At 56.6% G+C, this 12,213-nt stretch carries 6 protein-coding genes; 3 read left to right on the top strand and 3 right to left on the bottom strand.

All coding sequences use genetic code 11. The annotated features are described in order from the left end of the window. Nucleotides 1-473 precede the first annotated feature (473 nt). From DYE26_RS16655 to DYE26_RS16645, 3 genes are all read left to right on the top strand, one after another. Nucleotides 474-2,624, top strand: a complete 2,151-nt coding sequence (locus tag DYE26_RS16655; protein ID WP_036625597.1) for a glycoside hydrolase family 6 protein — start codon at nt 474-476, stop codon at nt 2,622-2,624. 284 nt (nt 2,625-2,908) lie between these two features. Further along, entirely contained in the window at nt 2,909-5,806 is a 2,898-nt protein-coding gene (locus DYE26_RS16650) for a glycoside hydrolase family 9 protein (protein WP_082207917.1), read from the top strand. A 66-nt stretch (nt 5,807-5,872) separates the two neighbouring features. Then, entirely contained in the window at nt 5,873-7,750 is a 1,878-nt protein-coding gene (locus DYE26_RS16645; RefSeq protein WP_082207916.1) for a cellulase family glycosylhydrolase, read from the top strand. A 140-nt stretch (nt 7,751-7,890) separates the two neighbouring features. Here DYE26_RS16645 and DYE26_RS16640 read toward each other — a convergent pair whose 3' ends face one another. The 3 genes from DYE26_RS16640 to DYE26_RS34230 all read right to left on the bottom strand — a co-directional run bounded on the left by DYE26_RS16640 (nt 7,891) and on the right by DYE26_RS34230 (nt 12,169). After that, nucleotides 7,891-8,823 (bottom strand): S-layer homology domain-containing protein, encoded by a 933-nt coding sequence (locus DYE26_RS16640; protein ID WP_036625596.1) that lies wholly within the window; start codon nt 8,821-8,823, stop codon nt 7,891-7,893. A gap of 452 nt (nt 8,824-9,275) precedes the next feature. Continuing rightward, a complete protein-coding gene (locus DYE26_RS16635; RefSeq protein WP_036625595.1) occupies nt 9,276-9,881 on the bottom strand; it encodes a hypothetical protein in 606 nt (201 codons plus the stop codon). A gap of 116 nt (nt 9,882-9,997) precedes the next feature. Continuing rightward, entirely contained in the window at nt 9,998-12,169 is a 2,172-nt protein-coding gene (locus tag DYE26_RS34230; RefSeq protein ID WP_244927437.1) for an ABC transporter substrate-binding protein, read from the bottom strand. Nucleotides 12,170-12,213 lie beyond the last annotated feature (44 nt).

The raw sequence follows: 12,213 nt of genomic DNA, 5'->3' as shown, positions 1-12,213 counted from the left end.
GGCGCCCGTTAGGGCCGGCCAGAAGATTTTCAACTCAATAACGGAAAAATTTAAACTATACAAAAGCAGAACAGAAAAATTAAGATGAAAGTGCCAAGATTTTACTATTCTGCTACTTATTCTTCTTTTGTTCATTAACCCTCCATTTCATTTCATTTTTGAAAGCGCATACTTTTCCAGTGAATTCAACTTAAAGCGGACAAGCCCAGCAGCTGACAGGGCAAGCGTTAGATCGCAGCGGGATGTTATGAACTTTTACCAGGTATTCCTTCGGCCCGATAAAACGTCGGTTCGGATTGGAATAATGCCATGCAAAAAAGGAGGTGAGGGCTAAATTTACGTTTCGGGAAGGCGGATGAGGTGTTTCAAAGGATGGTGACCTCTTATACCGATTGGGACAAGGTGACGGCGTACCGGAATGCTGTGCTGGTATGAAGAACTGAAGTAAACAATCCATGATGAGGAGTGATTCCATGTTATCCAAACTTTTCAAACGAACGGTGGCGATGACTGCGGTTGCTGCTTTGGCGCTGACGCTGCTGCAGCCTTTTGGAATACAAAGGAGCTATGCCGCCGAAGCTCATGTCGACAATCCTTTTTTGGGCGCGACGATGTATGTGAATTCCGATTATGCGGAGCTCGTAGATACCTCCATTGCCAAAGTTAGCGATAATACGCTGAAGGCGAAGATGCAAACCGTCAAGTCGTACCCGACGGCTGTTTGGCTGGACCGCATTGCGGCCATTGCCGGAGGTGAGGCCAACGGCGGCCGGAAAAGCCTGGTGGAAACCATGGACGAGGTGCTTGCCCAGAAGCAGGGGGATACGCCGATTGTAGCCACCTTCGTAATCTACAACCTGCCGGGCCGGGATTGTCACGCTTTGGCTTCCAACGGGGAGCTGCCCTTGACTGCGGAAGGTCTGCAGACTTATAAAACGAGCTATATTGATCCCATCGTCGAAGTATTCTCCAATCCGAAATACGCCGACATTCGGATTGTCGCGATTATCGAACCCGATTCGCTGCCGAACCTGGTGACGAACCTGAGCGACCCGAAATGCGCGCAGGCCAATTCGACCAACATTTACCGCGACGCAACGCGGTATGCCCTCGAAAAGCTGCATGCTATTCCTAACGTTTACAACTACATGGACATCGGCCACTCCGGCTGGTTAGGCTGGGACAACAATCGGCAGCCGGCCATCGACCTCTTTACGTCGGTCGTCGCCGGGACTCCTGCCGGACTTGCCAGCGTGGACGGCTTCATCACCAATACAGCCAACACGACTCCCTTGGAGGAACCGTATCTGACCGACCCGAATTTGACGATTAACGGGATGCAGCTGAAATCCGCCAAGTATTATGAGTGGAATCCCTATTTTGACGAAGTGGATTTCACCGCGGCTCTGTATTCCGGATTCGTAGCCAAGGGCTGGCCGTCCAGCATCGGCTTCCTGATCGATACATCACGCAACGGGTGGGGCGGCCCGGATCGTCCGACCGGAGCCAGCGGAACAACGGTGGATGCGTATGCCAATTCCGGACGCATCGACAAGCGTCTCCATCGCGGGAATTGGTGCAATGCCAGCGGCGCCGGGATGGGTCAGCCTCCGCAAGCCGCTCCGGCGGGTTATCCGGCCTCTCATCTGGACGCTTTCGTATGGGTGAAGCCTCCGGGTGAATCGGACGGCTCCAGCACCGAAATTCCCAACAATGAAGGCAAAGGGTTCGACAGAATGTGCGACCCGACTTATACCAGTGCCAACGGCACGCTGACCGGCGCGCTGCCGGGTGCTCCGATTTCCGGACACTGGTTCCATGACCAATTCGTTCAACTGGTTCAGAATGCATATCCGGCTATTCCGACCAGCGGCGGCGAGACGCCTGACGTTCCGGCGGCGCCAGCCGGCCTGACCGCGACAGCGGGCAATGCAAAGGTTGAGCTTAGCTGGACGGCGTCAAGCGGCGCCACAAGCTATAACGTGAAGCGCGCCACGACCAGCGGCGGGCCGTACACGACCGTGGCGGCGGGCGTTACCGCCACAAGCTACACGAACACCGGCCTTGCAAACGGCACGACGTACTATTATGTCGTCAGCGCGGTGAACAGCGCCGGGGAAAGCGCGAATTCGGCCCAGGTTGCCGCCACCCCGAGCGGCGGAGGAACCGGCACCGGGGATCTGGTGGTGCAATACCGTGCCGGGGACACGAACGCTGCCGACAATCAAATCAAACCCCAGTTCAATATCAAAAACAACGGTACGACGGCTGTTGATTTGAGCACGTTGAAGATACGCTATTACTTTACGAAGGACGGCAGCCAGGACTTGAACGCTTGGATCGATTGGGCCCAACTGGGCGCGTCGAACATTGAAAAAACGTTCGGCACCGTATCCGGGACGGACGCGGACACTTATATCGAGCTTAGCTTTACCGCCGCGGCCGGGACGCTTGCCCCAGGAGGGCAGTCCGGCGACATCCAGCTTCGGATATCCAAGACCGACTGGTCCAACTTTGACGAAAGCAACGATTATTCGTATGATCCCGCCAAAACGGCTTACGCCGATTGGGATCATATCACCCTTTACCAAAACGATACCCTCGTTTGGGGCGTAGAACCGTAATAACGAAGCGGCATGCGCCTTGACGGCGAACAAAGCGGGGAAGGCTTGTCTGTTCTTCTCCGCTTTGTTCTTCATCGTTCAGAAGAATTTCAACCTAACGGCGGAAGAATTTAAACTATACAAAAAAAGAACGGAAAAATAACATGAAGGTGCCAAGTTTTTACTTTTTATTACAAATTTCTTCCTTTATATATTAAAATATTTATCCTTGCGGAAAAGGGGGTGAGAGCCAAATTAATATTCGGCAAACCAGCGAAATAATTTGGGAAAGGTGGTTGTGAATGATGAACAAAACCAAAAAAGCACGTTGGCCGGCCTGGAAAAATTGGCTCGGAAAAACCGTGCTGTCCGGTCTGGTTGCCTGCGGCGGATTTCCGTTTCTGGCCTCTTCGGCCGCAATGGCTGCAGACGCGGAAGCTTACAATTATGCGGATGCCCTGCAAAAATCCCTCTGGTTTTACGACGCGGAGAAATCCGGTCCCGGGATTACAGGCGGCCGTTTGGAATGGCGGGGGGACTCGGAACTGTCCGACATGTACGTACCGCTCGGCGTGAACGGCACCGCGAAGAACATGACGAATTTGCGGGAGGATTTTATCGCGCAAAACCTGCCGAACTTGGACCCCGACGGCAACGGGTCCGTCGATCTGAGCGGAGGGTTTCACGACGCCGGCGACCATGTCAAATTCGGCCTGCCGCAATCCTATGCCGCATCGACACTGGGATGGAGCTTTTACGAGTTTAGGGAAGCTTTCCGGCAGAGCGGCCAGGAAGCGCATATGCTGGAAGAACTGAAATGGTTCAGCGACTATTTTCTGCGCTCTACTTTCCGTAACGACAAGGGTGAGGTTGTCGCCTTCAACTACATGGTTGGTCAAGGAACGGTCGATCACACCTATTGGGGCCCTCCCGAACTGCAGGATCCCGACAAATATCCGCGTCCGGCCACGTTCGCGACCGCGGATCAACCCGCCAGCGACCAGGCTGCCGGAGCTGCGGCCGCCCTTGCTCTGATGTATCTCAATACGAAGGATACCGATCCTGCCTATGCGGAGGAGTGCCTGGATACGGCCGCCGCGCTTTACCGCTTTGCCCAGCAGCACAGAGGACTCGGCAACAGCGACGGCTTTTATAATTCCAGTTATGACGAAGATGAATTGTCATGGGCGGCCGTCTGGTTGTATACCGCGACCGGCGACAACACGTATATACAGGATATCGTATCGGTTGACGCGTCGGGAAAATACACCGGATACCTCAAAAGAATCGTCCCTTCTCAAGCGGATAGCTGGCAAAATATCTGGACGCACAGCTGGGACACGGTATGGGGCGGCGTTTTTGTACGGCTTGCGGCCCTGTTCCCGGACAATGCCCAATATGATTATTACGCCCGCTGGAATCTTGAATATTGGTCGGGCGGCAAGGTTCCTCATCAGGAGGCGAACGACAATACGTATTTGACTACGTCGCCCGCCGGGTTCGGCGTTCTCACCACATGGGGTTCGGCGCGGTACAACGCGGCCGCCCAGCTTTGCGCGCTGGTGTATGACAAGTATAAAGACCGTCCCGATTTTGCGGCCTGGGCCAAGAGCCAAATGGATTATATCATGGGGGACAACCCCATGGGTTATTCGTACATCGTCGGCTTCCCGTCGCCGGACGAATCGGCCAAGCATCCTCACCATCGGGCCGCGCACGGCTCCATGACCAACAACATGGAAGTCCCGGCGGAACACCGCCATGTGCTCTGGGGAGCGCTTGTCGGCGGACCGGACGCGAAGGATTTCCACAATGATGTTACGACCGATTACGTCTATAACGAGGTGGCGATCGACTACAATGCCGGTTTGGTCGGCGCGCTTGCAGGCTTGTATCTGAAATACGGAAACGGCGAAACGGTTACGGCCGACAGTCCGCCCGCCGAACAAGGCGTAACGGAATACCGGGTGGAGGGAAAAATCGAGCAGGAAAACGACCAGCGGACCCAGGTTACGGTTACCATTCACAATGAATCCGTCCATCCGCCTCATACGGAGGGAACGATGAGCGCCCGTTATTATTTCAACATCAGCGAGCTGCTGGCGGCGGGCCAAAGCATTAACGACGTCACGCTGGAAACGTATTACGATGAGCAAAAAGCAAGCTACGGCGGCGCCGTCAAGGTCAACGGACCTTATGCGGTGGACGCGGCGGCGGGGATTTACTACTATGAGCTGGATTGGTCGGGCAACGAGGTTTACGGCAGCCGGGACTTCCAATTCGGCCTGATCGCGAAGCAGGATTCCCAATATAAGAGTCATTGGGACCCAACGAACGACTGGAGCCGTCAAGGGATTTCCGCCACAAAAGGGGAGACAACCCGAATCCCCCTTTATCTGAACGGAGTGAAGGTGGTCGGCGAGGAGCCTAGCGGCGGAACGCCGCAAGAGCCGCAACAGCCGCCGGGTGTACCGGCCGGTCTGGCCGCGAAGGCGGGGAATGCTCAAGTGGCGCTGAACTGGAACGCGGCCGCCGGAGCGATAAGCTATAACGTGAAAAGAGCGACCGTGGACGGCGGCCCTTACACGACGGTGAAGAGCGGGATCACGGCGACAAGCTTTACGGACGCGGGCCTGACGAACGGCACGGCCTACTATTATGTGGTCAGCGCCGTCAACGGCGCCGGGGAAAGCGCCGACTCCGCACAGATCAGCGCGGTTCCCCAAGCCGGGCAAGGAGGCCAGCCGGGAACTTTGGTGCTCCAGTACAAAGCCGGGGACACCAATGCGGACGACAATCAGATGAAGCCGTTATTCCGCATTGTAAACAACGGTACGGACGCTGTTCCGCTGTCGGAACTGACGATTCGCTATTGGTATACGGTGGATGGGGACAAGGAGCAAACGTTCCATTGCGATTGGGCGCAGATCGGGGGCGGCAATCTTAGCGGCAAAACGGTGAAGATGGCGGAAGCTAAGGAGAATGCCGATTCGTATGTGGAAATCTCCTTCAATGCCGGTGCGGGCAGCCTGGCTCCCGGCAGCGACAGCGGCGAAATTCAGACCCGCATCAACAAAAATGATTGGTCGGCTTATAACGAAGCGAACGACTATTCCTTTGACCCGGCCAAAACCGCCTACACCGATTGGGACCATGTTGCTTTGTATCAGAACGGTACGCTGGTTTGGGGAATTGAGCCTTGATGGATGAACGGATTGATTTTTTGTTTTCTTTAATATAAACCGCATTTTAGGAAAGAGGGTGAGCGTATGTTCAAAACGATCGTTAAAAGTATTCTGGCCGGTTCGCTCGTATTAGGCGCTATGGGAATCGGGATGGCCGGCTTGGCACCGGGCCATGCGGAAGCGGCTGCTAATTATTACCATACGTCAGGGAACCGGATCGTCGATTCGGCCGGAAATCCGGCGGTGTTCAACGGGATCAACTGGTTCGGATTCGAGACACCGAATTATTCGCCTCACGGCTTGTGGACACGGTCCATGGATGACGTCCTGGATCAGATCCAAGAGCGCGGCTACAATCTGATCCGTCTGCCGTACAGCAACCAGATGTTTGACCCCGGATCCGCCCCCAACAGCATCGACTACGACAAAAACCCGGATTTAAAAGGGCTGACTCCCATTCAGATCATGGATAAACTAATCGAAAAAGCAGGAGACCGCGGCATGAAGATTTTCCTCGACCGCCATCGTCCCGGGTCCGGCGGACAATCCGAGCTTTGGTATACCGCGGACTACTCCGAACAACGCTGGATCGACGACTGGAAGATGCTGGCGGAACGGTATAACGGCAACGACACGGTGATTGGCGCCGATTTGCACAACGAGCCCCACGGTCCGGCCAGTTGGGGAACGGGAGATCCGGCCACCGATTGGCAGCTGGCGGCGGAGCGGGCGGGCAACGCCATTTTGTCCGTAAACCCGCATTGGCTGATCATCGTCGAAGGAATCGAGAAAAATGTGCAAGGCTACAGCGACGGCTACTGGTGGGGCGGCAATCTTAAAGGAGTCGCCAATCACCCGGTTGAGTTGGACGTTCCGAACCAATTGGTTTATTCCGCCCATGATTACGGCCCTGGCGTCGCTTCCCAGCCCTGGTTCTCGGACCCTTCCTTCCCCGATAACATGCCGGCGATTTGGGACGCCTACTGGGGATATATCAGCAAGCAAAACATCGCCCCGGTCATCGTGGGCGAATTCGGCGGCCGGAGCGTGGACATGAGCAGCGTTGAAGGCATTTGGCAGAACCGCCTGGTCGATTATATCGGCGAGAACGAGCTTTATTGGACTTATTGGTGCGTAAACCCGAACTCCGGAGACACGGGCGGGCTGCTTTTGGACGATTGGGTCACCTGGAACGAGCCGAAGCAAGCCATGCTGGACCGGATTATGCAGCCGTTAGGCGAAACGTTGCCCGCCGCCCCGGGCAAATTGACGGCTACGGCGGGCAACGGACAGATCAGCTTGAACTGGTCGGCTTCCGCCGGGGCGGAAAGCTATAAGGTGAAGCGAGCGACGGTTAGCGGGGGACCGTACACGACCGTAGCCAGCGGGATCACGGGCACGGCCTTTACCGATCGCGGACTTGCCAACGGCACGGCCTACTATTATGTGGTCAGCGCGGTGAACAGCGCCGGAGAAAGCGGCAATTCCGCCGAGGCGGCCGCGACGCCGAAAGAAGGCTCAAACGCGCCTGATGTCAATCTGGTCGTGCAGTATAAGGCGGCCGACACCAATCCGACCGACAATCAGATCAAACCGCATTTTAATATTAAGAACAACGGTACAACCGCAGTTGACTTGAGCGGCCTGAAGCTCCGCTATTACTTCTCGAAAGACGGCACGCAAAGCATGAGCTCTTGGGTGGATTGGGCGCCGATCGGAGCCGAAAACATTCAAAGAGCCTTTACCGACGCTTATGTCGAACTCAGCTTTACCGCTGCGGCGGGCTCGATTTCGGCCGGCGGGGAAACCGGTGAAATTCAATTGCGGATGGCCAAATCCGATTGGTCCAATTTCAACGAAGCGGACGACTACTCCTTCGATCCGACCAAAACGGCTTATGCCGACTGGGATAAAGTAACGCTGTACCTGGATGATTCGCTGGTATGGGGAGTAGAGCCCTAATAAAGTGAAAATTCAATAACTATGCATGCAAAAGACGATTTCATTTCCGCTTGCGGGCGGATCTGGAATCGTCTTTGTCTTTGTATTTGGGCCTATCTCACTTACTCACTCACCGTTCCCGTTGGGGCGGACCGTCGGATTCACTTCGTTCCTTCGCCTAGCACCGGCTTGTAATTGTCCGGAATATACGTGACCGCTTTAACCTCGGTAATGACCTGTGGATACAATTTGCCTTTCTCCGGCCCAGTGATCCGGTAGTTGATCACGGCTTTGTCCCCGTCAAAAACGATGCTCGCGATTTCGATGCCGTATCCCGGATGGGGAGCCATGGCCGAAACCGTCACTTTGTAGATGCCTCCGTTCACTTTGTCTTTTGACAAGTTGAAGTCATACAAGTTTCCGGTCACCGTGCCGGTTGGCCTGCTGTCTTCGACGAACCCGAGCGCCCGCTCCAGCATGCCGGCGGCTTCACTGAACGTGATCGGTCCGGCGGGGTTGAACTTCTTGTTTTTGTCCAGCGTCACGATCCCTGCGTTCAGCAGCTTCTGGATGCTGCCCATCAAATCCGCATCGATCGATTTGCCGTCCTTGATTTCGGTATAAATCATCGGCCACGCGTATTCGCCTTGGGTGGCGATCGCCTGGAACAGCCAGTGGCTGAACTGCTCCTTCGTCACTTTCGCCGAAGGGTCGATGTCCTTCGGAATATCGAAGCCGCGGTAAAGCGCGATCACGAAAGCTCCGGCGTACCAGGCGTCGTTTTTTACTTTGCTGTAGTAGTCGCTGGCCTCGGGTTTTTTCACGAAACGCAGGTTATCGAGGTTTAGCTCGAACGCGCCGGCGATCAGCGAGATGGCCGAAGCGTTGTCTAGTTTTTGGTTCGGCTTGAAATATCCCGATTGGTCGCTTTTAAGGATGCCTCGTTTCTTCAAGGTTTCGATCGCTTTTTGCTCACGGCCTCCTTTGGCGTCTTGGAAGGCGGAGGCGGTGCCGCCAACCAGCAGGGTGAAGGCGATGACCATAAGCAGCGTCAGCTTCATCCATTTGAAAGTGAATTTGCTCGTGTTGTTCATAGGTTGCCTCCCGTAAAAGAGTAATTACTCAATCTTCGCAGCATGAAATCGGCGGATCATCAAGCACACTTTTTTCAGCCAGTCGAAACATATTGAAGGACGGCCTGGCGGGATCAAATGGATCAAATGCAAAAGTGCATTCCATTCTATATAAATTGCCGTCTTGGAGCAGTTGAAATGCAAAAGTTCATCTCATTTAGAACTATCCGATAAAAAAGTATCTTTTATTCAGAAATGAACTGCACTTTTGCATCTGAACCCCCTGTTTCGAGGAATTTCGATAAAAACCGCATGCACTTTTGCATTTCGTAGGATTCCCCGTTACTTATATCTGCGACAGTGGGGGAGTGGCATATGGTTCCTTCTACGCAAAGGCTTCGGCGAGTTCAAGTTTCCGAATAGCGGCTTCAAGCCCCGCATAAGCCCTGCATGCCATCGCGTTGAGTTATTCGTTATTCGACCCGGACGGAAAAAACATAGCTAGACGTGCCTGCGGAAATGCGTTTTTCCGGATCCTTGAGCCATATCGCAAACAGATCGTAAACGTACGTTCCCGGCTCATGCGGCACTTCGAAGGAACCGTCCGCCGCCGCAACCTGTTCGGAACGGCCGTCTTTAAATAAAGTTACCGTGGTTTCCGTCGGCGGCTTGACGTTGTCGAACCGGAACGTTATCTTCTCCCCGGGGCTTGCCGCCGCGGCCGGTTTGCCCTGGGCTATTTCGCTCGGGCTGGCGTAATCCACGCAGACTCCCTGGCCCGTCTTCCCGGACTTGCCGGTGCTGCTCCAACAGTACGACCCCTGAATTACCGTAATGGCGGTATCGGCTGCTGTACGGACCGCCGGCAGGGGCGGCTCGCTGCCCAGGCCGTTCCCGCTGCTTGCTTCGCTCCTCGCGCAGCCGGAAACCAGCAGCAGGGCCGCAGCCAGAATGGGGCCTCGAACCAGGCCGCAAATAAGGTCCCGGATATGATCCCGAACATAATCCCGAACATAATCCCGAATATGGCCCCAGATATGGCCGCCAGACCATAACCGCCGTCCCCGTACACTGTGCATCAAGTCCCTCCTTATCGTTTTAATTTTAAGTATTTGCCTTCCTGACGTAACCAGGATGAGGTATGTTTCACTTGCGAGCGTTTTTTGCCGCATTTGGGCAAATTTTTTTGGCGTGCTTAAAGCTTCGGCGGAAACCAGATATTCCGCAGATCGACCCAGCCTTGGCTGTTGAAAGCGACGCCGCGCACCGATGGGAGGAAAGCGGTCTGGACCGGTTTTTCGTATAAAATATACAGTTCGTCCGCGGCGATTAACCGCGTTTCGATTTTCTCGAACAGGGTGGCCCGCCGCCGTGGATGCTGCTCCAAGGCCACGGCCTGCAGCAGTCTGCCGATGTCGATCTGCATATACGGCTCCACGTGTTCGGAGACGGTTTGATACAGATCGAACAGGCGGAGCTGCTCGTCCTGGTCCCGCAGCAGGGAAAAGACGATCAGGTCGGACTTCAGGCGGATATCGCCCTTGAATTCCTCGGCCGACGCGGAAAGTACGCGGCAAGGATAGCCCGCGGCCATCAAGCGTCCGGCGACGAAGTCGGCGTCCGGCTTGTACGGCGCAATGGTGGCGATAAGCAGCTCGGACCCGGCCGCATCCTGCGCCGGTGCGGCCGTATCCCGCCCAAGCGCACTGGCGTCCAGCCCGGGTGCAGCGGCGGCGCTCCGCCCAAGCGCACTGGCGTCCAGCCCGGGTGCAGCGGCGGCGCTCCGCCCAAGCGCACTGGCGTCCAGCCCGGGTGCAGCGGCGGCGCTCCGCCCAAGTGCGCTAGCGTCCAGCCCGGGTGCAGCGGCGGCGCTCCACCCCAGTGCGCTGGCGTCCCGCCCAGGTGCAGCGGCGGCGTTCCGCCCAAGCGCGCCGGCGTCCCGCCCAGGGACAGCGGCGCCCTCTTCTGATGCGATAGCGTCCTGGCCAAATGAGCCGCCGCCTTGCGCCGAATCGGCAGTACCCCGTGCTGAATCGGCGGTACCCCGTGCTGAATCGGCAGTATCCCGTGTTGAATCGGCGCTACCTCGCACAGAGTCGGCAACGTCTTGCCCAGGTCCGGTGCCAAGCCGCCCCGGCGCGTCGGCACGCCGAGCCGGCTCGGCGGCAGCGCCCCGCAGCGCGGAAAAAACCCGCGCCCGCACCGCAGGATCGCTGAGCGGGCCGCTTTTTCGCGTATTGCAGGTCACGAATTTGCGGACGGAGACCCGGGAATGCATTTGGCTCCAGCCTTCGCTTTCCGCCGCAGTCGGATTAGGGATAACGTGGAACGGGGAGAGAGAATCCCCGTCGCTTCCGGCGCCTGGTTCCCCGGCGATATTCCAGGGCACATACACGATTTCGATCCGGTCAAGATGCGCCTGCCCCTGAAAATAATGCGGGAAAGCCTCCAGCACGCACAGATCGCCGTTCATCTCGGCGACTTTGAACGGCCCGCTGCCGACGGGACTCACCCCGAATCTTGCTTCCCCGCGCCCGTCGAGGTTTCGCGGGACGATGGCGGCCCGGCTGGTGCAAAGCCACGGAAGAAATAGCTCGCTTTGCTCCTTCAGCTCGATGCGGACGGTGTTTTGATTAAGCGCGCGAACCGTCCGGATTTGCTTGAAAATCGAGCTGTACAAAGCGCGGCGCGTACTTCCGGCCAGCCGCTCGAAGGTAAACACGACGTCGTCCGCCGTAAGCAGATTGCCGTTGTGAAACAGCACTCCTTTGCGAAGGTAAAACGTCCACTCGGTGCGGCCTGCGTCAACGTCCCAGGCGTGGGCGATGCCTGGCAGCAATTCCCCGGCGGCGCTCTGCTGATGGACGAGACCGTCGAACACATGGCTCGACACAAAAGACTCCGCCAGCAGGTTCATGTACAGCGGGTCCACCGTATAAAGCCGCTGCCGGACCGGCAGGCGCAGCGTGTCGATCTGCCGGTCGCGGCGCGTTTCGGCGTGATGCCCGAAATAGGAAAGCAGCCAGCCCTGGAGCTGGTCCTGCAGCGAGGAGCTTCCAGCGTGCCGGCGGATGTCCTCGATCGCCTGCCGGACATCCTTGCGGCGGATGGCCTGCATGACCGACTGCGCGGCGATTTCTTCGGCTCTCGCCAGGAAGCGCAAGGAAGAACGCGCCCCCCGGCCCCGCCGCGGCGTCCACCCGATCCAGCCGCGCTCCTCCATGTTGCGGATGATCGTCAAGGCGTTCCGGTGGGTGCAGTCCAGGGCGGCCGCCAGCTCGTCCAGCGTAACTCCCGCAACGGCGGCTTCACCCTCCTTGGCGCCGTAACGCTCATGCAGCAGCAAATATTGATGGTGCAGTTTCATGAGAGCCGCCCCCTTTTTAGAAGTATTCTTCATAGAGGTAGTTC

The organism is Paenibacillus macerans (assembly GCF_900454495.1).
In the GTDB taxonomy this organism is placed as follows: domain Bacteria; phylum Bacillota; class Bacilli; order Paenibacillales; family Paenibacillaceae; genus Fontibacillus; species Fontibacillus macerans.
The sequence above is the reverse complement of the archived record's forward strand: the minus strand, read 5'-3'. Positions and strand labels throughout refer to the sequence as shown.